Annotated in this window: 18 protein-coding genes and 1 pseudogene; 6 read left to right on the top strand and 13 right to left on the bottom strand. The window is 40.7% G+C overall.

Going from position 1 to position 20,831, the window contains the following annotated elements; genetic code table 11:
- Positions 1-81 precede the first annotated feature (81 nt).
- From Q1J64_RS16780 to Q1J64_RS04715, 4 genes and pseudogenes are all read right to left on the bottom strand, one after another.
- Positions 82-573: pseudogene (locus Q1J64_RS16780) on the bottom strand (glutamate synthase-related protein).
- On the bottom strand, positions 554-715 hold the full coding sequence (locus tag Q1J64_RS16775) for a glutamate synthase-related protein (protein WP_483315956.1): 162 nt from the start codon (positions 713-715) through the stop codon (positions 554-556). The pseudogene Q1J64_RS16780 and the gene Q1J64_RS16775 overlap by 20 nt, the downstream one beginning before the upstream one ends.
- A 240-nt stretch (positions 716-955) precedes the next feature.
- Entirely contained in the window at positions 956-1,267 is a 312-nt protein-coding gene (locus Q1J64_RS16770) for a hypothetical protein (RefSeq protein ID WP_483315955.1), read from the bottom strand.
- Positions 1,268-1,416: 149 nt separating this feature from the next.
- Complete coding sequence (locus Q1J64_RS04715; RefSeq protein ID WP_301107927.1) at positions 1,417-3,933, bottom strand: S-layer homology domain-containing protein; 2,517 nt, start codon at positions 3,931-3,933, stop codon at positions 1,417-1,419.
- Positions 3,934-4,614: 681 nt separating this feature from the next.
- Here Q1J64_RS04715 and Q1J64_RS04710 point away from each other — a divergent pair.
- Both Q1J64_RS04710 and Q1J64_RS04705 read left to right on the top strand, forming a co-directional pair.
- Positions 4,615-5,091 (top strand): VanZ family protein, encoded by a 477-nt coding sequence (locus Q1J64_RS04710; RefSeq protein ID WP_301107926.1) that lies wholly within the window; start codon positions 4,615-4,617, stop codon positions 5,089-5,091.
- A 628-nt stretch (positions 5,092-5,719) separates the two neighbouring features.
- Positions 5,720-7,132, top strand: coding sequence for a GGDEF domain-containing protein (locus tag Q1J64_RS04705; protein WP_301107925.1), 1,413 nt, complete (start codon positions 5,720-5,722; stop codon positions 7,130-7,132).
- 108 nt (positions 7,133-7,240) lie between these two features.
- On the opposite strand, the gene Q1J64_RS04700 is transcribed toward Q1J64_RS04705, so the two are convergent.
- Positions 7,241-7,822 carry a 3D domain-containing protein gene (locus Q1J64_RS04700; protein ID WP_301107924.1) on the bottom strand — a complete coding sequence of 194 codons (582 nt, stop codon included), beginning with the start codon at positions 7,820-7,822 and terminating at the stop codon, positions 7,241-7,243.
- A 273-nt stretch (positions 7,823-8,095) separates the two neighbouring features.
- Between Q1J64_RS04700 and Q1J64_RS04695 the strand changes: the two genes are divergently transcribed.
- The 3 genes from Q1J64_RS04695 (at position 8,096) to Q1J64_RS04685 (ending at position 10,906) form a co-directional block, all read left to right on the top strand.
- The gene (locus Q1J64_RS04695) at positions 8,096-8,548 is read left to right on the top strand and encodes a general stress protein (protein ID WP_301107923.1); all 453 of its coding nucleotides are present in this window, start codon (positions 8,096-8,098) and stop codon (positions 8,546-8,548) included.
- A 258-nt stretch (positions 8,549-8,806) separates the two neighbouring features.
- A complete protein-coding gene (gene mgtE / locus Q1J64_RS04690) occupies positions 8,807-10,165 on the top strand; it encodes a magnesium transporter (protein ID WP_301107922.1) in 1,359 nt (452 codons plus the stop codon).
- A gap of 375 nt (positions 10,166-10,540) precedes the next feature.
- Positions 10,541-10,906, top strand: a complete 366-nt coding sequence (locus Q1J64_RS04685; protein ID WP_301107921.1) for a DUF2188 domain-containing protein — start codon at positions 10,541-10,543, stop codon at positions 10,904-10,906.
- A gap of 34 nt (positions 10,907-10,940) precedes the next feature.
- Here Q1J64_RS04685 and Q1J64_RS04680 read toward each other — a convergent pair whose 3' ends face one another.
- From Q1J64_RS04680 to Q1J64_RS04650, 7 genes are all read right to left on the bottom strand, one after another.
- Entirely contained in the window at positions 10,941-11,501 is a 561-nt protein-coding gene (locus tag Q1J64_RS04680; protein ID WP_301107920.1) for a DUF488 domain-containing protein, read from the bottom strand.
- A 358-nt stretch (positions 11,502-11,859) separates the two neighbouring features.
- Complete coding sequence (locus Q1J64_RS04675) at positions 11,860-13,131, bottom strand: TRAP transporter large permease (RefSeq protein WP_301107919.1); 1,272 nt, start codon at positions 13,129-13,131, stop codon at positions 11,860-11,862.
- The gene (locus Q1J64_RS04670; protein ID WP_301107918.1) at positions 13,112-13,609 is read right to left on the bottom strand and encodes a TRAP transporter small permease; all 498 of its coding nucleotides are present in this window, start codon (positions 13,607-13,609) and stop codon (positions 13,112-13,114) included. The genes Q1J64_RS04675 and Q1J64_RS04670 overlap by 20 nt, the downstream gene beginning before the upstream one ends.
- A 222-nt stretch (positions 13,610-13,831) precedes the next feature.
- Positions 13,832-14,875, bottom strand: a complete 1,044-nt coding sequence (locus Q1J64_RS04665; protein WP_301107917.1) for a DctP family TRAP transporter solute-binding subunit — start codon at positions 14,873-14,875, stop codon at positions 13,832-13,834.
- Positions 14,872-15,921, bottom strand: a complete 1,050-nt coding sequence (locus Q1J64_RS04660) for a DctP family TRAP transporter solute-binding subunit (protein WP_301107916.1) — start codon at positions 15,919-15,921, stop codon at positions 14,872-14,874. Before Q1J64_RS04660 ends, Q1J64_RS04665 begins: the two co-directional genes overlap by 4 nt.
- 134 nt (positions 15,922-16,055) lie before the next feature.
- Entirely contained in the window at positions 16,056-16,724 is a 669-nt protein-coding gene (locus Q1J64_RS04655; protein ID WP_301107915.1) for a response regulator, read from the bottom strand.
- A complete protein-coding gene (locus Q1J64_RS04650; protein ID WP_301107914.1) occupies positions 16,717-18,294 on the bottom strand; it encodes an ATP-binding protein in 1,578 nt (525 codons plus the stop codon). Before Q1J64_RS04650 ends, Q1J64_RS04655 begins: the two co-directional genes overlap by 8 nt.
- 155 nt (positions 18,295-18,449) lie before the next feature.
- Here Q1J64_RS04650 and Q1J64_RS04645 point away from each other — a divergent pair, with 155 nt between their 5' ends.
- Positions 18,450-19,346, top strand: a complete 897-nt coding sequence (locus tag Q1J64_RS04645; RefSeq protein ID WP_301107913.1) for a YegS/Rv2252/BmrU family lipid kinase — start codon at positions 18,450-18,452, stop codon at positions 19,344-19,346.
- A 48-nt stretch (positions 19,347-19,394) separates the two neighbouring features.
- Here Q1J64_RS04645 and Q1J64_RS04640 read toward each other — a convergent pair whose 3' ends face one another.
- Positions 19,395-20,600 carry an NAD(P)/FAD-dependent oxidoreductase gene (locus Q1J64_RS04640; protein WP_301107912.1) on the bottom strand — a complete coding sequence of 402 codons (1,206 nt, stop codon included), beginning with the start codon at positions 20,598-20,600 and terminating at the stop codon, positions 19,395-19,397.
- Positions 20,601-20,831: the final 231 nt, after the last annotated feature.

Here is a 20,831-nt window from a genome sequence, read left to right as displayed (position 1 = left end):
ACACACCAGCCAACTAGCTGCGTAATATAAAACTCTAACTTTTAGGGGTCACTACAGATGTGATCGAGTACTTTTTTTATTCTACAGAGTGAATTCTTCCCTATTCATCTTTATAAACGCATGATACCGTTCAAATCTTGTCGGCGAATCCAAACCGGCCGCTGCAGCTACACGGAACAATCCTTCGCGCATCGTCAGAATATAGTTCGTAACACGAAACTTCTTCTCTTCCACAACAAGTGCCCGCTGAAGATGTTTATCCGTTGTGACACACCTGTAGGATATGTATCGCTCTGCGATGATACAGTCTTCTGATATCATAAATCCTCTGGCAACTTGTATGAGATCTGCCCCCACTACCAATGCAATTGTTGCTTTATCAGGCGTAATAATTTTACCTGAAGCAATGATTTTTACTCAATCCCGCACTCCATACTTCCTCAATTCATCATCCAATAAAATTAATGCTGAACGTAACGGCAAGCCTACACTGTCAGCTAAATCCTGATAAGTAGCGCCAGAGCCGCCTTCCGCCCTATCTAGTGAAATGAAGTCAGGATAAACCAGATCCAATCTGCACAATAATATCCGCACCGCCTCCTAAATGATGATCAGACAAACCGCCTTCATATGCACTCATCCATGCCCCCTGTGCCATAGCGATACCTTTTGACAGCGTAGCAATCGTACGTTCCCCGAATGCACCGTAACTCATGCCAGATTATCCTAACAGGCTGCGTACAACAAATGGCTGTTCACAGTCAGGACCTAAGACAATTGCATCTTCTGGAAGCAGCCAGGGAAGCGTGGTTACTTCTTCGCAATGTTCTTTCCGAAAAAATAAATTATCTGAATCTCCCTCGTAACGCATCGTCTTTTACAAGTTTTCATTATCCACACGCATTTCTTCATTTTGCATAGTGAACATAGAATTTCGGATATAGTGTCCAGGCTCCTAAAAATCTCTTTTAGATCCAAAACCTATGACACTACTCAGATACTTACCCGGCATGACCATATGTAAATACTCTTCCCGGCTGAACGGTTTACCGATATTATCATCATTAAATAAATACTGCCTGACCTCAGGACCTGCCTTCTCAAACATATAACGCATACGGCCTAATATAGGATAGTTACGTAAAATAGCATGTCGCTTCTGACTGCGGACAAAAAAGTACATGAATATTACGATACTGATCGACACAGCCATTATCAGTAAAATAACCAATGAAGTCGTAAAATTAATTCCTTCCAACCAACTCATAGGTCCGCTCCTCTCTAACTCTTAAATACTCTACTTTACCTGCACCCTTGGTAAGTAGCTCGGTAAACGTAAAAAAGCCCGATTCCTTGAACGTCTTCAAGGAATCGAGCTTTGGTGTTGCTAGTTTACATGTACATGAATTGTGTTAATTATTTATTGGGTACATTTACTTCGATTTGACTAGTGGCAACTGGTGTTGTTTCTTTGTCACGATTTACTTTTACAACAATTGTTCCTTTATCTCCAGCTGTCGCAGTACCTGTGATACTACCATTGATGACATTTAGATTTATCGCATTCGCTGAACCTGAGTAGCTTGTAGCAATTGTACCAAGCTTGATATCATCAGCTGATGTATATCCGTTTTTCCCGTCTAGGTCAATGTAAATCGTTCCATTTTTCGAGATTTTAGCAGAGTGCTCTTTAGAAGTAAGCGAAATACCTTCTTCTTTTATGACAGATTGGATAAAGTCGCCAACTTTAGTAACCGGCTCAGTCTTTTCAAATTTCACAGCGGAGATAGAAGGTGTAGTATCGACTACCTTAACTTCAGCAGTCGCTCTAGTTACGCTGCCTTCTTTAATTATAATAGTCGCTGTACCTTCTTTAATTCCTTTAACAATAATTTCATTATTTTCGCCTTCAAAGGAAACAGTCGCTATATTATCATTTGAAGATGTTGCAGTATATGATCCATTGCTGACGTTTTCATTTCCGATATAGAAGCCCTGCTCATTAAACTGTTTCCAAGCTAATTTCACTGAATTGTCAGTAGAGCCTTTCATAACATCTAACTGTAAATCATCTGATTTAGATATAGTTTCAAGCTTTCTAGTTGCTGTCTTTTCGTCATTAGAAACATTCACAGTCATCGTTAATAGAACTTTATCGCCTGATTTAATAGAAAGATCAGTTGTTCCTGTTTTCAAACTTTCTACGTTTACTTTAGATTTACCTTCGTCTGATGAACTAATAGTGGCTTTAGCTATATTTTCATCTTTACTTTCAATCGTTAAACTACCAGTATAAAGATCATTGAATTGATCTTTAACAACTACATCAACAATTGTATTCTTATTAGCCAATACGTTTAACGAATTTGACTCAGTTGTCACTGCCGTTGCTTTTCTTTCGCCGGCCACAACTGTCAGCGGTATCGTTTTAGAAGCACTACCTGATTTTACGATAATATCTGTTTGCCCGGTGCTGATTAGTTCAACTTTGCCCGTGGCAGCATTCACTGTAGCTACGCTTGGATTTGAAGATGTATATGTTGAAGTCGGATTATCTACAACTTTTCCATCAGCAGCAGTACCTTTAACAGCTTTTACAAATACATCACCAGCCTGGTCAATTGCTAATTTACCACTTTCTGCTGCAACTTCTCCTTGCTTTACTGTCACTTCATCTAACGAAGAAATATACTCTTTATAATCAACTACCTCTACTTTCTTTAAATCTGATTCGAACTTTTGATCTCCTTTGGTAACAATTACTTTGTAGGAGAAGTCAGTGTTGATTAATAAACTAGTTGGATTTAATTCACCAGTCGCTTTATCTATTAAAATTCCGTTTTTAGTTGTTTGGAATTCCACGGTATAACCTGCAGCTTTCAGTTTGTCATAGTCGACAGGGTCGTTATTAATAAGGAAACTGAGCATCTGACCCCCAGTTGCTGCATTTACTATTGCTGTGCCAGCAGTAACCGTCTCAACTTTCATTTCATAAGTAAACTTGAATGACATATCAAGTTCAGGCTTGCTTGAATTAATTGTCAAATTCACTTCTTTTCCGGAAACCAGTTCATTTTTTAATTCGACTGTGGCCTTCGTTCCGTCCGAATTCACTTTATATGAAACAGGCTCATTGCCTTCAATAGAAATTTGTTCTGCTTTTAAGACTTGCAAATTTGTTCCTTTTAATTCAATTGCGCTGTCGCTAATCGCTTCTACGGATGTTACCTCAGCAATAACCGGTTCTTCAACTTCTGGTTTAACTACATTGCTAGTTTTATATAAGAATGAAGCAAATTGCGCGCGAGTTGTTGTTTCTTTTGGTCTGAAGTTTGGTGCTTCTGGATTTGTAATATCGAAATAATCAAGAACATCTATATAAGGATGTGATTCCTCTTTGGCTTTTGCTATATCTACAACATCTTTATTAAATTCTTGACCCTTCACGTAGCTAACTAGATCAGTATTATTCACAGCGTCATACGCACGGACGAGAACTAGTGCCATATTTTCACGTGTGATGTTTCCAGCAGCATTCAATGTGCCGTCTTCATATCCTTTGAAGACATTATTGTCTTTAACAATAGCAGCATATTTTAATAGTTCAACATCACTTTTTCCTGTCATATCTTTAAAACGGAGATTAGTCTGATAGTCTTTAGGAATTTCATATCCCTTAGAAACTAGCCACTTCCCCATTAGTTTCACAACATCAGAACGGGTTAGAGTTCTACTTGGTTTAAATGAACCATCAGGGTAGCCAGTAATAATCTGAGCTTTTGATAGTGCGTCAATTGCTTCTTTATGGGAGCTGTCTTTATTAACATCATTAAAGTCTGCTGCACTGACAACTGGTGCCACCGCTGATGCGACTAATGCAGCTGACGCTACACCTGTTAAGTATTTAGAATATTTCTTCGATTGAACCTTCATGAAAAACTTCCTCCTTTAATGCTTTTACTGTTGGTTGAAGCGCTGAGCAGTATCAAACATACGTTGGCATGTTTGTACCTGGATTTTATATTGAACCAGATAAAAACGCTCTTTTACTTTTATACCCTCTTCACAATTTAATAATCATTTACTTTATCCCAAAATAATTATGTCTTGGTGAAAGAAAATAAGAAGATGTTTTTAACCACTCGAGTTAAATTCTAGCATATCCTTTCACAATTGGTAATGGGAATTTTAGGTTTAAGTTGTTGTGAAATAGTATCTATCATTCTATAAATACTGTCGGTATTATGGTTGCAAACAATTATAGTATTATATAGAACAAAGGTTGTTTGATAGATTGTTGTCGTTAAGGTTCCATGCCTAGTTTTCTCGGATGTTCTTGATTGCTGAAAGAGACTCCATGTATTCCTATAGTAGAATCTAAACCTTCTAAACAAAGATTAAAAAACTCCTATCATATATAGATTCAAATAAACGTTTGCTAACCTTAAGTTTATCTATAGTCCAATTATGTAAAGACATACGTTCTTGAGTCCTTTCTAACAGACTAAACTAATTCAAAATACTATAATAAAAAGGTCTTCAGTTGCATATTTTAACTGAAGACTTATCTGCCCAAAAATTTATGCATTTAACCTTTTATGATACAATCCAAGTATGAAAAAATTACTCGCCTTTCTATTACTGCTTTCACTGCTAATCGGATTGGCTGTTTCATCAAGCCAGACGTATGAGCAGCAATCCCTGGTAACGACCCTTGAAAAGCTGCTTCCCGGTGAGCCCGGGAAAAATCAGTTAGCACAATTAGAGCTTTCTTATTGGGACCGCTCTATTACCGTTGAAGAACGCGGTTACTATTATTTTGTGGAGTTCTTAATCCGCAAGTCTGCTCACTTTTTAACATTCGGCTTTTTAGCTCTCGTGATTTACTGGTTGCTTCCAAAACGTAAAGGCCGCTTATTAGGAGCTGTTCTTATCACCTTGATTTTAGCCTGTGCTGATGAATTGCATCAATCATTAACAGGCGGACGCACAGCTACGATACAAGATGTTTACTTAGATATGACAGGAGCTATTGTTTTCCTTCTGTTCGCAGGCACAGTTCAGCTTATTCTCTCCATTCGGCGCGCTTAGTTCTATTGCAGGGCTATCGTTTCCCGACATTTGATTGTTATCAAAAAACAGCTGATTTATGATATGATACTGCGAACAGGAGGTTTTCATATGAGGCATTCGTCAGAACAGCTTATTCAGTCCCTTTCATATATCTCAATCCAGCGAGTCGTTGACCGTTTGGAACAAACCTATCAAAAATCTTTTCATTCCATTAGCTTATTTCATGATCGCATAACTACTTCTCACCGTACTTTTCCTCTTGAGAATGTATTTGATGTGTCTTACCGCCCTTTCTCCGGTCAAACAGGACTCTTTTATCTTCATACACACGAGGGTGTTTTCACCTTCGAAATTGTAGATGAGCCTGAAATATTCATTCAGCACTTCAAAAATATACAACATAAATAATATGTGCCTTACTACCTAAAGATCTTATCTTTTAAACTCATAATAGGACGTTTGTCTTCTTTTGGGTTAGGGTATAAAAAACCAGAGCGATGTGATTCAGATCTAATTATTTACAAATAACTGTATTCCATTGTCATATTTATGGTAAGATGTGTTATAATAATAGCAAATAAGACTTCCATCTACAGAGACTTTAGTCCTAATTTATAACAAAGAGATTATGGGGGGAGGGACTAATATGCTTATTGAACATGAGATTTCTTCTCTGCAACGTTCAATTATTCAGTATAGAAGTGAAGGTCACTATGACAAAGTAACGGAAGCCGCTGCGGAGTTATTGGAGAAAGGAATTTTACTTTCTGATGCAGAAGCAATTTTATCAGCGCATTATATTAGTGCTCTTGCAAATTACTATGTAGGCAACTTCGAAAAAGTACTCTTTCATATTGAAGCACACCATGAAAGTTGCCTGTCATTTGGAACAAAATCAGATTGGATGCGTTCCTTCTACTTACAATATTTCGTGAGTACATTCGCTTCTGACTATGAGCATGGTAGAAAATTGATTGAGGATGTTCTGTCCATCGCTTTGGAAATTGAAGACTTTATCTATGTTGGTATCGCTTACAGCAATCTTAGCTATGCATTAAACAAACTAGGGAAGTTTCCTGAAGCGATGAAAGCAGCACAACAAGCTGTGAAGTTTGCCAACTTGTATTCAGGTGATCGATTGATTCTTTCTGTTAGGGCACATTTGCATTTGATACAGTCTTCTCTTAACCTGGAGCGCTGTGATGTTGCGTTAACAAGCATAAACTGTTTGAACCAGCTGTCTGAGTTAGATGATTTTCCACGTGAGAAAGCTTTTCTAACAATCTTAAAAGGCCGTCTTCATGAATTGCTCGAACACCCTACAGAAGCATTTCGATTTTACACGCTCGCGAAGGAGAAAGAAGAACTGCTTCACGATTATGTATTCTTGAAAGAAATCCAGCAAAAACGGATTGCTCTGGCAGAAAAGTTATGTAGCTTTGATGAATTGGCACTCATACAAAAAGAATACATTGATTTACTGCACGAGGTCGAAAATCAAAACTGGATAAAAGCTTCGCTGGAATTAAAACTTCGTTTACAAAATTCTGCTATAAAGACAAATGAACATATCGACTTTTTGACAGGTGTATATAATCGTAAGTATCTAGAAGAAACCACTGATAAATGGCTGGCAGATTCTGTTATTACGAAAGATTCGATCGTATGTATTGCGTTTGATCTGGATAACTTAAAGGTCATTAATGATGCACACGGCCATTTAGCCGGTGACGAAGCCATTAAATTAGTGGCAAAGATCTGCTCTTCTGAAATACGCAAAGATGACCTATTGGGACGCTTCGGCGGAGATGAATTTGTCTTAGTCATGAAAAGTATCACTTTAGAGAATGCCAAGAAAAAAGCCTTAGAGATTGCCAAGAAGGTGAAAGCGCTATCACTGGGACACCCTGATATTTCCGATCAAATTACAATTAGTATCGGACTTGCTGATAATCATATGCGCGATGTAAAAAGTTTTAAGGATTTATTCCACTTAGCCGATTTAGCCTTGTATAGAGCAAAACGAAACGGAAAAAATCAATTAGTGTCATTCGTATAATCCAAGCATGAATTCTTTTAGTAAAGAATTCATGCTTTTTTGCTGTATTCCTATCCTGCTTAACATAAAAACCTGACTCAGCTATATAAAGCTGGGTCAGGTTTTTAATCAATCAAGAATTTTTATTGTCACGTTTTTACGGCCCCATTGGTACGCACGTGTTTTATTTGGAATAAACACATCAATCTTATTGCCTTTAATTGCGCTGCCAATATCACCGGCAATCGCATAGCCATAACCTTCGACATGTACTTTCGTTCCTAATTTGATAATACTCGGATCCACAGCAATTACTTTCAAGTCAGGATTCTTACGTAAGTTTAGGCCAGTTTTTGTTACCCCGGTACAGCCGTTACAGTGAGCAGTGTACGCCGTTGCGCTAACCGTAAACTCTTTTACTACCCCATCATCATTACGTGAAGGTAACTTACTTTTTTTTGAAGAGGTACTGGATGCAACTTTAGCTGGCTTTACTAGACGTAGCTTTTGATTCGGCTTAATCAATGAGGATTTCAAGTTATTCCATTTCATTATATTCGTTACAGACACTTTATGCATCTGTGAAATTTTATATAATGTATCACCTTTTTTAACTGTGTGTACAGAAGCTGCCGCGGACGTCTCGTTCATCCCGCTCGTAAAAATCGTAATCATCATGGCTACTGCTAACGAAAATAAAACTTTCTTCAATATGCCACCCCTAATTTTTTTGATAGGTATAGCTTACCAACGCACTGTTACAGTTTCATTACAGTAATCAGTCGAATCGGTTACAAAGAAAAGTCTAATGTTACAAGCATGGTGTACTGACAGAAGATTTCATTAAGTTTTGTCGAGTTTCTCTACTATCCCCCTATCCATGTCGAACCTCCATTATTTATACAACGTTTTATGTTATTGGAAACAGGGTAGATTTTTAGTAGCAAGAAAATAGACAACAAAATCTAGAGGAGGAACTATTTTATGGTGAAACGACATGTAGTAGGAACTTACGATACAGACAGAGAAGCGATTGCAGCGATTGAAAACTTAAAACGTCAAGGATATACAGCAGATGAAATTTCGGTCATCAGTAAAGATGCCGCTGAAGTAGATCATGTAGTAGAAGAAACAGATACCCACGCAGGTGAAGGTGCCGCAACCGGTGCAGCTACCGGCGGATTACTTGGCGGACTCGGCGGTGTATTAACCGGATTAGGCGCACTGGCGATTCCTGGTGTCGGACCGATCATCGCTGCCGGCCCGATTATTGCGGGTATTACCGGTGCAGCAGCCGGTGCCGGTATAGGCGGCTTGGCTGGTGCTTTAATTGGAATGGGGATCCCTGACGAAGAAGCACACCGCTATAATGAACATTTTGAACATGGAAAAATCTTAGTTTTAGTCGATTCTGAGCTGTATGATCCATTAATATAAACAAACCGGGCGGGTACACGTATGCAGATCCGCGAGCTAGAGATACCTATGTCGATACAGAACAGAGCCCGTTAATCGTTCCCACCACCGTGGCAGAGAACCTTTTATCTGATAAACTTACGAAAGAGCTTCCTTAAACGGAAGCTCTTTTTTTATTGCCTATTCCCCTGGTTCTCATTTATTTCTTGTTTCTTTTCTAGGTATTCGGGGGATAAGTACATAGACAACAACTATTTACACGTAAACGAGGTGCTGAACATGCCATTGACTAAAAATAGAGATGATATTTCAAGAGCGATAATCCAGCTGATTAAAGACGGAAACCTGGAATCCTTGAATAAAGCGATTCAAGAACTGGAGCCTACAGAAGTGGCTGCTCAATATCGGCGCCTTTCAAGAAAACGCCATACACTCTTTCTTGAAGTACTCGAAACAGAAAATTTCATTCAAATGTTAGGATTTTTATCGAGAAATGAACAATTACGCGCATTAGAACTCGTCGGACCGACCCGCTCTACCGAATTACTCGACAAAATGAAGAGCGAAGACTTGTCTTTTTTACTATCAGACCTTCCTGATAAACAAGTAGAGAAATTGATCGCAGAAATGCGTCAGGAAGAAAAAAGAAATATCCGACAGCGGAGAAAGTTTCCAAAAGATTCTGCCGGTCGTATTATGACCACACGCTATGTGTGGGTTCACCAATCCTACTCCGTGGGGAAAGCAGTTGAAAAGTTAAAACATTATGAAGCCTTTGCCCACTATCTGAACTATGTTTATATTATTAATGATGAAAAACAGCTTGTCGGTGTATTATCTTACAGAGATTTACTGCTCGCAGAGGAAGATACATGCGTGAAGGACATTATGCAAACGTCTATCGCCAAGGTGCTGGATACGACAGAGCAAGGAGAAGTCGCCAAATTAATCGGACGTTTCGACTTCGTCTCTCTTCCTGTTGTAAATGAAGAGGGTATCCTTGTGGGGATTATCAGAGCCGATGAAGTGCTCGATATCGTTGTACGGGAAGCAAATAAAGACATCGAGATGCTATTTGCTTCCGGTAAATCGATCGACTTCCATACCCCTCCCCTGACTGCTGCTTATCGCCGGCTTCCCTGGCTTATTCTGTTGCTCTTCATTGGACTCGTGTCAGGAAGTATCATCTCCCGGTTTGAAGAAACACTGGAGGCAGTCGTCGCACTTGCCTTCTTTATGCCGATGATCGCAGGGATGACGGGTAATACCGGTACACAATCACTCGCTGTTGTCGTCCGCGGTTTAGTTTCTGAAGATATGACGATGAAAAAGTCGCTTCATTTGGTATTACGCGAATTAATTGTCGGTATTATACTCGGTGTGGTCTGTGGTGCGGTGATTTCTGTTATTGCATATGTATGGCAAGGCAGTTTCACGCTCGGACTAGTTGTCGGTTCCTCACTAGTCGCTACGCTGATCATTGGTACAATTGCGGGTACTTTCATCCCGCTGATCCTTAATAAATTTAATGTAGACCCGGCCGTTGCTTCCGGCCCACTCATTACGACGATTAACGACATTCTATCACTGTTGATCTATTTCGGTATCGCGACAATATTTATTTCAAAATTAATGTAAGAGAACCTCCTAACTTTCTATGCATAAAGTTAGGAGGTTTTTCATATTCTAACGTAATGAAAGGTTCCTGTAATTTATCTCATTCTCATGCCAAACACTACAGTAACATGACATTCATCACAGTTCGATGATTTGTGTTTATTCTTTTCCCTCACAGGTTATACTATTAGTAACACCAATTGCACAAACGGATTTGGGTTGAAGTTTAGTGCAGCTGGGTTTGTGATAGCGAAGAAACTAAAACGTCTAATAATATCGTACCGCTTAGTCGAAGAGCGGATACATACCAAAAACACTGCGATCTTTGGTTGATCGCGGTGTTTTTGGTTTATTTATTGTATAAACGGGAACTTGTGAAATAGGAGGAGGCCGCACATGCCATGGAGCAAAAATGATTATCCCGCTTCAATGAAGAATCTTGATTCAAAGGTACGTGATAAAGCGATTGAAATTGCCAACGCTCTTTTGCGAGAGAATTACGAAGAAGGACGCGTGATCTCTATTGCTACTTCTCAAGCACATGAATATGTAGAAGGTAAAAGTGACAGCCGCCCTCATTATGAAGTGAAGCCGGGAAATGACGAATGGGTATTCAAAAAGCCAAATAGTGATCACGTCATTTACAAAGACGATACGAAGTACGGACTGCTTGAAAAAGCAAAAAAATATGCCAATGAACAGGATGGTATTTTATCTGTATTCCACGCAGATGGATCACATGAAAAAACTCTTTATGAATAACTGGACGCCCTTTTCAGTTACAAAAGGCTTTCAGTTATTTTCCTTCTTCATGGGGATATGTGACTGAACCATCTTCAGACAGTTCTACATCATGCGGTCCCCACTTCCCTATTTCATGATTTTCAATGAGGGTCTGCTCTTTTAGTCCGTCAATAATATGTTTCACATTCCAGCCATGCTCTGCAAGCCAATTGCTTATGACCAGCCGATGACATCTGGCCGGATGCCGTTCCGAACAGCAAATTGCGATTTTCTCATCTTTTGCTTCTTTCATAAGCTGTTCAATACCTTCCAGGAATTCATCTGTCAGCGTGTAGTCCGCATAGTTATGGAAGGATTGATTATTCCAGCCGTCATTAATCTCAGAATCAACTGTCTTAGATTTTCTTCTGCGGCCGCCAAGCTTCCCAAAATGCTCGTACGCAATCTGATGCTCAGGAAGCCATTCTTTCATTCGATCCTTATGAAAGTGCGGAAACTTCCGGCTGCCCGGGAAAGCCCTCACATCCGCCAGTTTTTCTATGCCAGCATCATCAAGCAATTTTAGAAATTCTTCCTTTGTATGTGTAGAATGTCCGACTGTATATATCTCCAACTGTTATCACTCCTCTACACTTATCGTTCCCTTCTTGGCTGTATGGGTAAACTTTTTCTATATATTATAGGCTGGCTACAGTTAGACATTTATATTGCAGTTTAAACCCGCTTCAGCGCTGGAAAATTGCCTTTCGCTATGAGCCAGCTGGACAAAGTGCATCACTGCCTAAACGTCTGTAAAGAACGCAGAAATAAGGCAAAGCGAACCCCTCGCTGTCCGCTTGACTCACCGCGGTCCAGCAAGATAATCGTCCGCCTGAAACGCAAGGAAACGGTATCCTTACCCTAGTTTAAGCAAAAATAACTGATTCAAACTAAAAAGCCCTCCAGCAAAATTTCACTGAAGGGCCTACTTATTAATCCATTTGCTCCGTCAACCAAAGCGACAGCTGCGGGAACAGTACCACAAGAACCAATACCAGAATCATTAAAACGACAAATGGTATGACCCCTTTTACGACATCTCCAAGCTTCTCTTTTGCTATACCGCTCACAACAAATAAATTCAGACCAACAGGCGGTGTAATCATACCCAGCTCCATGTTGATTGTCATAATGATCGCGAAGTGCAGCAAATTGATATCAAAGTGGATTAGCATAGGTAATAGGATTGGCAGTGTAATTAAAATAATGGATACAGCTTCTAAGAACATACCAAGCACAAATAACAGCAAGTTTACAATTAAAATGAATACCCATTTATTCAGATTACTTTCTGCTATCCAGGCACCGATGTGATGTGGAATCTGAGCGTTCGTCAAGTACAGACCAAACAAACTTGCAGCTCCGATAATCAAGAAAATCATCGCAGTAATATTAATAGATTCAATAATAATCGGGCGAATATCCCGGAAATGAAGTTCGCGGTAAATAAATGCGGAAACTACAATACCATAGAATACTGCGATAACAGCGGATTCAGTCGGCGTTACGACTCCACTGTAAATACTTCCTAAAATCAAGAATGGAAGGAATGCTCCCCAAATTGCTTTAAGTGAGCTCTTTCTTCTTTCTTCCCAAGTTGCTTTCGTCTCACTCTTATAACCGTTTTTCTTCGCATAGAAAATAGCAGAAGCAATCAAGACTCCTCCTAAAAGGATTCCCGGGATAATCCCTGCCATAAATAGTTTACCAATCGATACCTCTGCAGTAATGCCGTAGATAATCAATGGAATACTTGGTGGAATCAAGATACCTAACGTACCTGCTGCTGCAATAAGTCCCATAGAATACTTTTTGTCATATCCTGCATTCACCATCGCAGGAATCATGATGGAACCAATAGCTGCTGCAGTTGCAGGACTTGACCCTGAGATAGCAGCGAAAATCATACAAGCTAAAATGGTTACAACGGATAGTCCGCCCGGTAAATGACCGACCCAAGATTTCAGTGCTTCGATGAGATACTTCGATATCCCACCGCGTGCAAGCAGTACCCCTGCTAGTACGAAACCTGGAATGGCCATCATCGGGAATGAATCCAGCGCCGTAAAGATACGCTGAGGAACCATTGTCATATTAAAGTCAATTTGCCAAAGTACAACCATTGTAGACAGCGCCAGACTGATTGCAATAGGTACACGTAAAAGAAGTAAAATAAAGAAAATACTAAGTAAGAGGATTATCATATTTTACATCCTTTCCGCGTATCAGATGAACGAGTCTCTCGATAAAACGCAATGTAAATAGTAAGCCGGAAATCGGCAGAATCAAGTAGACGATCCACATAGGAATCCCTACATCAAGTGATACCATACCGGAATGGAATCGTGCTTCTACTAGCACATAACCATAATACGTATACGCCAGACAGAAAAAAATACTGACACTTGTAGCGAATAAATCAATAACCTTCTGTACTTTCTGAGGCATCTTATCATACAGCAAATCAACCTGGATATGCTGGTTATGACGCAACGCAATTGCAAAGCCTAAGAAAACTCCCCAAATAATTACATAACGTACGACTTCTTCTACCCATGCTTTTGGTGAGTTGAAACCGTATCGCATAATAACACCATAAAAAATGAGTGTAATACCGCCGAAGAAAAATGTTCCTGCTGAAATTTCTTCAATGCCTCTCCAAATCTTGTGAACTGTTTTCAATGTCTAGCACACCCCTTCTTTACCTATTCAACCGCTGTAAGTGCAGTACTGGTCGTCCTTCCAACTTTAACTGCCAGTTTGGAAAACACATTCAAAAGACGACAAGTAATGCACTGTGCCAATGAAAAGAGAAATGCCGATCCGGTTATCAGATCGGCATACATATCCCTGTTTAAAACAGGCACTATGATTTCCGCTTCCCCACTTAGATGTCAATACTTCTTATTTCAAGTCACGGATTCCATCAAGCAATTCAGGTGTGATGTCATCAGAGAACTCATCGTATACCGGCTGCAGTGCATCAACAAACTTCTGACGCTCTTCTTCAGTCAACTCAGTAACTTCAACTTTTCCAGAGTTCTTGATGTTTTCAAAGCTTGCTTCATTCTCGTCGTTAGCCAGCTGCCACTCAAGCTCAGTTGCTTCTTTCAAAGCTTCTTCCACTTGTGCACGGATGTCTTCTGGCATGCCTTCCCAGAATGTTTTGTTAACGAAGATTCCGTAATCCAAACGGCCGTGCTCACTTACTGTCAAGTATTTTTGTACTTCAGAGTATTTCTGTGTATCAAAGTTATTGAATGTATTTTCCTGTCCGTCAACAGTCCCCTGTTGAAGAGCTGCATACGTTTCACCGAATGAAATCGTTGCGCTTCCTGCTTTTAATGCATTGAACTGAGACTCAAGAACTTTTCCTGCCTGTGCACGGAATTTTAATCCTTTAAGATCTTCAGGTGCTTTCATTTCGTGCTTATTATTTGAGAAGTGTTTGAAGCCATTCTCCCAGAATGCTAATCCCATAATGTCGTTATTTTTCAGCTGATCACTGTTTAAAATTGTTTGTGCTACGTCACTTTCGAAGAACTTGTGAGCGTGCTCTTGATTTTCAAACAAGAAAGGCATATCAACATACTGCCAGCGAGGATCTAGTTTCACCATTTTAGTAACAGAAGGTGCGATCATATGAACGTTACCTGAAACTAATGCATCTAACTCATCCGCATCTCCGTATAACTGTGAAGACGGGTATACTTCTACTTTCGCTTTTCCATCAGTCTTTTCTGCAACTAACTCAGCAAAGCGATCTGCTGCTTTCCCCTTAACACTGTCAATTGCTGTAACGTGTGAAAACTTGATGATGATTGGCTTATCAGAAGATGTATCTTTTTCGCCGTCGCTTGAACCTGATGAAGAGTCTTTATCAGATGAACAAGCTGCTGCCACGATAGCAAACATACTGATTAACGCTAGTAATAGAAATTTCTTCATTCCTTATTTCCCCCTTTTATTTTTGGAAGTGAATTTATATTTTTAGCTCCAAACCGTCCCCGATAAAAATCGTAAACTGGACTGAAAGCTTCTTCCCACTGCTGTTTCTCTTCATCGGAGAGATGATATATCTCGATGCAATTGCATTCTTCCAATTTGGAGAGTTCCTGATCATTTAACTTATGGGCAATTTCCTGCTGCCAATCACTTACCTCGGTTAATGTGTCTTCAATTAATGAACGTACTTCGTCGGGAAGACCTTCCCAAAATTCTTTGTTCATCAGCAGCACATATCCTAAGTACCCATGATTGCTGACAGTCATGTACTCCTGCCTGTAATGCAAACTCTTACTCGTAATATTGGACATCGTATTTTCCTGTGCATCAATCAAACCTTCGTCCAATGACTGAAATACGTTATTAAAGTCCAACTTCATAGCTGATGCACCGAACAGCTCAAATTGCTGCTCAATAATATCACTGGGCATGATCCTCATATTCAGACCTTTAATATCTACTGGCTTATTAATAGGAAAGTCACGGTTTGTCAGCTGTTTGAAACCGTTATCCCACATTCCCAGCATGACTAAACCCTGTCGGTCCAGTTTTCCAATCAGTTCTTGACCGGTCCTGCCTTTCATATAAGCATGAACTTCTTCATAGCTGTCAAAGGCAAAAGGTAAGTCAAATACAGACCATTCCGGTACAATCGAAGTCACTTTCGACGTGGCAGGGGCGATCATTTGGATATCGTCATTCGAAAGCGCTTCCAATTCCTCACCATCTTTATACAAGATACTGTTTGGAAAAACTTGCACCTCTATATATCCATTACTTCGTTCCTTCATCAGTCTGGCAAATTTTCTTGCTGCCAGACCTTTAGGCGTGTCTTCGCCTACTACATGTGAAAAGCGAATAACTAAACGCTCTTCCTTGCTTAACTGTTCATGATCGTCGGGATAAGCAGTTTGCTGACAGCCTGACAGTAAAATAAGCAATCCGAGCGAGCCCATCATCACGATAATAGTTCTTGTAAGAGCATACATCGAAACTCATGCTCCTTCCTCAATCAGTAGTAGACTGATAATTTATATTTTAAGTAATCTTCGCCGAAATACAACATTATGAAGTTAATGGACATTATGGTCTTTATGGTATATACCTTTCCCACCCTTACATCCTATTTAACGGAATAATAACGTGTCGGACGTCCTATATTCCCATACTGAAGCTCGATATGTACTTTCCCATCAATCGAAAGGAAATCTAGATACTTTCGCACAGTTACTCTCGCCATTCCAACTTTCTGTGCCAACTGTTCGGCAGTTAGCGGTACTCCCTCATTTTTCAGCCCTGAGTGAACCTGCTCCATCGTAAATTCATTTAGTCCTTTTGGCAGTTCAGACACTTTCCTAGTACTGCCCATCCACACATCGATATCTTCTTGCTTCAATTTATCAACCGAATGAAATTTCCAATGATTTTTACTAAATTTCAGAAGCGCTTCTTGAAATCGTTCGAAACGGAATGGCTTCACCAAATAATCGACGGCGCCAAACCGCAGCGCTTCCTGAATGGTAAGGGCATCCCGGGCTGCCGTAATCATGATTACATCGCAAGAAACACCTTCCATTCGGATCAACTTCAGCAATTCCATTCCTGTCATATCAGGCAAGTACATGTCCAATAAAATTAAATCAGGCTGCAGTTCGCGAATTTGTTCGATTGCCGGCTTTCCTTCCATTGATTCGCCAATTAATTTAAAACCGCCTAACTTCCGTAAAAATCCTTTATTCACTTCCAGCACCATCGGATCATCTTCTACGATGTATACAGCTAATTCAGCCATGATTTCGTTCACCTGCTTTCAAAGTAATGATTGATCCTGCGGCTGATTGCGAGCGCGCAGAAATCGTTCCTTTATTGGAATCCATGATTTGCTTAACTAATGCCAAACCGATTCCTCTGCCTTCTTTCTCTTTCATACTAAAACCGTAATCAAACATCTTTTCCGCTTCAGGAGGTAAACCGCATCCGCTATCTTCTATTTCAATAAAGAGAAAATCACGATTCCCTTCTATCAACAGAGTAACTTCCTTCTCTTCTTCCAATAAACACGCTTCCATTGCATTATCAATTAAATTCCCAATTATTGTAACGATATCACCACTCGAAAATCCAGTCATTACTTCAAACAAATAGGATTCATCGTCTATCGTAAACAACACACCCAGCTCTTTTGCACGAGAACGCTTGCCGATCAGAATACCCAAAATCGAATAGTCCGAAATACGTTCTTTCAAAAACTGCATGACTTCCTGTTCATCTGACGTTTCATCGATGATCAGATTCAGCGCTTCTTGTGAGCGATCCAGCTGAATCATCCCCGCTATACTGTGCAGCTTGTTCATATATTCATGATTTTGCGAGCGCAGCGAATCAACGAGTGACTTGATTCCTGTCAGTTCTTCCGCCAGGCTGTGTGCTTCTTTTTGATTTGTCATCATGATTACAGAACCTACGCGCTGTTCATTGACAATGATCGGAAAAGTTCTTACGAGCATCATCGTGTCATGAAGCAGTAACGGGCGATACGCAATTTCCTCTTCATTTCGCAAGGATTCATTGGTCAGCCACGTATCTGGGAACGCTTCTTCGACCGGTATCACTTCATTTTCTAGGCCCGTATACTGCTGGGCGAGCCGATTCATGAAAACAATCCGTTCTTTTTCATCGGTAGCCAAAATACCAATATCCATTGACTGCATCATACCGGACCGCTCTTCTACTAGACGAGCGATCTCATAAGGCTCCATATCTAATGTCTGCTTTTTCAGATGATTGGCAATGAACAAGGAACCAATCAGCCCAATAAGCAGACCGCTCATCAGTGAAAATAGAATATCATTTTTATAGTCATATAATAAACTTTGCCAAGTCGGTGAAAGTATCCCTACAGATACCACACCTACCTGTTTCACACCATCCTCATCCATGATGGGAACAAACGCACGGATTGCAAACCCCATGACTCCCTGCGCTTTTGATACATATTCATGCTCCGACAGCGAAGCCTGCTCATCACCGCCTTCAAAAACAGTGCCAAGCTTACTCTCTGATGGATGAGAAAAACGGATCTTGTCCATATCAAACACTACGATGTAATCGACATCTGTCGCGAGCCTGACCCGCTCCGCGATCGGCTGAATAACGGAAGCGCCGTCTGCCTTTCCGACCTGCTGCTTAATATCTGGCAGCTGAGCGACCGTACGGGCTATCGCAATGGCGCGTGAACCGAGTTCCTTTTCAAACGCACCAGATATATTATGAATCATAATGGCGCCACTCGTGACAACAGAGAAGAACACAAGAATAAATGAAAAAATGAACATTTTCATTCGCAATGATATTCGGTTCATTCGGGGATCTTCCTCTCCTTGTGTTCTATGGTTATCTTATATTTTAACAGAAGATTGCGGCGTCTGGCTCAGTAATCTTATTCTGGTATGTAAATGTTCTTAGTTTCCTACCTATCATTACAGGGAATAACCTTGTTAAAAAGGAAGTGTAGAGCATGCTTCATTTCAATCGTGCGCTTTTTGTGTATAACCGCAGTGCAGGCGATGCTGATAGCGAGAAAAAACTGGCTGACACGCTCCCGGTGCTTACGCAGGCTGTGGATGAGCTGATATTGATGAATACGAAATCTAAAGAAGAGCTGCAGAAAGCTTGCGTTCATTATAGTAATCAAGTGGATCTGCTGATCATTCTAGGTGGTGACGGCACGGTGCATACTTGTCTCAACAGCATCGCTCCCCTTCCAGTCAGACCAATCGTCGCGATATTGCCGGGTGGAACTTCGAATGATTTCAGCAGAACACTGGGCCTGCCGCAAGATCTGCGGGGGGCAGCAGAATCTCTGATGAATGGTACTATTTTCGATACCGACGTCGGCAGGATGGACGACCGGTACTTCATGAATTTTTGGGGAATCGGACTCGTTACCGAGACGTCTGAGAACATCAATGACGGCGAAAAAGCTAAATTAGGTCCGATTAGTTATTTTCTCAGCACATTGCGCACCATCAATCAGGCTGAATCTTTCACCTATAAAATTTCAGTTAACGGCGAGTTAATTGAAGGTGAAACCATATTACTCTTCGTATTAAATGGTCGCTTCATCGGCACAACTGAACTGCCGATTTCATCACTTTCTCCAATGGATGGAAAACTGGATGTCTTGCTTGTGCGCGACTCAAACTTTTCTTCACTACGCGAACTGTTTAAACTTCAAAATCCAGCTACAGATAGTAATCAGCTCGATCAGCTTGAGTATTTTCAAACGGATGAACTGGAGATTGTACAGCCCACAAATAAAAAAATCGACATGGACGGCGAAATCTATGACGACCACATTCAGCATATCAAGATTCTACCGGGGCATATACGGATGATTTATGCGAATAACTAAGTGAAAACAGCAGGCCATGATGATCAAACTCATCATGGCCCGCTGTTTTTATCGCTCCAATTCTACTATTGTCTCATTGGGGTTTAGTTTCCCTTTCATTTCATCGCGAATCAAATGGGCACCGAGCATGCTATATACGGTTCCGTTACCTCCTAATCCAATTAGATAATACACATGCGGCTCTTCGGGATGACGTCCGATGACAGGCAACTCATCTGTCGATTCTCCGAACAATGCGGTCCACTCATAATCTAACTGAATAGCTTGATCAGGGAAGAGTTTCTCTAATTCCTGTTTCAGTTCTGCAAATTTATTCACGACTTCCTCTTCAGTTTTCGACAGGTGATCCGTATCCTGATCAAGCCCGCCCGCCACAATCCGCTGATCATCTGTCAAACGCATATATAAATACGGCCGCTCGGTTTCCCAAATCAACATACGGTTGTGCCAGAAAGAAAGATCTTCAAAAGGCTGTGTAGCCGCAGCATATGTAACTTTCAACTCTTTTTGGGCAATAGTCGCTTCGGGTGCCGGCGAATAACCCGTTGTGACGACAACGTTCCGCGCCCGAAAATCTCCATCAGTTGTTCTGACCACAGTGTAGCGCTCCGCTTCTCGAATCTCTAAAACTTCCACATGTTCAAGAACATCCATACCATTTTCAACGGCATAGTGAATAGCCCCCGCACATAAACGAAGTGGATTGACTTCCGCATCACCTGCCGTCACAATCGCGGCAGGCTTTGAAAAAGGAAAGTGCGTTTCAATATCTTCACGCTCCCAAAACTCTACGGGAAAATCATGCTTCTTTAATGCCTCATACTCTCTTCGCAACTTCGGCACGTCTTCTTCCGTACTGGCATAATACAAACTGTCCCGCGTATGAAATTGAACATCAAACGGTGCATCATCCGCCACTTTCTTCAGCTGCTGGAGTGCCCGTTTGCATGAATAATAAAACTCCACTGCCTGTTTTTCCCCAATCTGCTCTATTAATTCATGCAGCATAATATCATTGGAAAATTGCAGTAAACCAGTGTTCGCCGCAGTGCTTCCCGAGCCGATTTCATTCTGCTCGAGCAACAAAATTGAATAGTTTTCCTGTGACAGCACATACGAACAAAGTGCGCCGGACATTCCGCCGCCTATAATTATCACATCATATATATCTTCACTCTCACTGGAACCAGAACCAAGTAATTCTCTTTCAAACGTCGTTTCCCAATATAAAGACCCTGTATACAGTTTCTTCATCCGCTATCCCCCGCCTGTTCTTTTTCCATATAGATACCCCATATAGAATGATAGAAAACATACAGCTTGGCGAAGAAAACCTGAGTATAAGTGTGAAAATGAGCGCGCTGATAGCGGGTATGAGCGCTGACAAGTTATGATTATTTGAAAGGTGTGTATGAGCGAATTTCCTGCGGCTATGAGCGGCTGACAGAATGTATGAGCGTTGGCGACCATCATATGAGCATCGCC

Origin of the sequence: Sporosarcina sp., from assembly GCF_029257255.1 — a bacterium.
Classification (GTDB): Bacteria; Bacillota; Bacilli; order Bacillales_A; family Planococcaceae; genus Sporosarcina.
Note: the sequence above shows the minus strand (reverse complement) of the source record. Positions and strands in the feature narration are given on the sequence as shown.

Excerpts from the sequence above, each read along its gene's own strand:
- Q1J64_RS04710 (WP_301107926.1), top strand. The coding sequence starts at position 4,615 with ATGAAAAAATTACTCGCCTTTCTATTACTGCTTTCACTGCTAATCGGA.
- Q1J64_RS04695 (WP_301107923.1), top strand. The coding sequence starts at position 8,096 with ATGGTGAAACGACATGTAGTAGGAACTTACGATACAGACAGAGAAGCG.
- Q1J64_RS04640 (WP_301107912.1), bottom strand. The coding sequence starts at position 20,600 with ATGAAGAAACTGTATACAGGGTCTTTATATTGGGAAACGACGTTTGAA.
- mgtE (WP_301107922.1), top strand. The coding sequence starts at position 8,807 with ATGCCATTGACTAAAAATAGAGATGATATTTCAAGAGCGATAATCCAG.
- Q1J64_RS04665 (WP_301107917.1), bottom strand. The coding sequence starts at position 14,875 with ATGAAGAAATTTCTATTACTAGCGTTAATCAGTATGTTTGCTATCGTG.
- Q1J64_RS04705 (WP_301107925.1), top strand. The coding sequence starts at position 5,720 with ATGCTTATTGAACATGAGATTTCTTCTCTGCAACGTTCAATTATTCAG.
- Q1J64_RS04675 (WP_301107919.1), bottom strand. The coding sequence starts at position 13,131 with ATGATAATCCTCTTACTTAGTATTTTCTTTATTTTACTTCTTTTACGT.
- Q1J64_RS04650 (WP_301107914.1), bottom strand. The coding sequence starts at position 18,294 with ATGAACCGAATATCATTGCGAATGAAAATGTTCATTTTTTCATTTATT.
- Q1J64_RS04715 (WP_301107927.1), bottom strand. The coding sequence starts at position 3,933 with ATGAAGGTTCAATCGAAGAAATATTCTAAATACTTAACAGGTGTAGCG.
- Q1J64_RS16770 (WP_483315955.1), bottom strand. The coding sequence starts at position 1,267 with ATGAGTTGGTTGGAAGGAATTAATTTTACGACTTCATTGGTTATTTTA.
- Q1J64_RS04685 (WP_301107921.1), top strand. The coding sequence starts at position 10,541 with ATGCCATGGAGCAAAAATGATTATCCCGCTTCAATGAAGAATCTTGAT.
- Q1J64_RS04645 (WP_301107913.1), top strand. The coding sequence starts at position 18,450 with ATGCTTCATTTCAATCGTGCGCTTTTTGTGTATAACCGCAGTGCAGGC.
- Q1J64_RS04660 (WP_301107916.1), bottom strand. The coding sequence starts at position 15,921 with ATGTATGCTCTTACAAGAACTATTATCGTGATGATGGGCTCGCTCGGA.
- Q1J64_RS04655 (WP_301107915.1), bottom strand. The coding sequence starts at position 16,724 with ATGGCTGAATTAGCTGTATACATCGTAGAAGATGATCCGATGGTGCTG.
- Q1J64_RS16775 (WP_483315956.1), bottom strand. The coding sequence starts at position 715 with ATGAGTTACGGTGCATTCGGGGAACGTACGATTGCTACGCTGTCAAAA.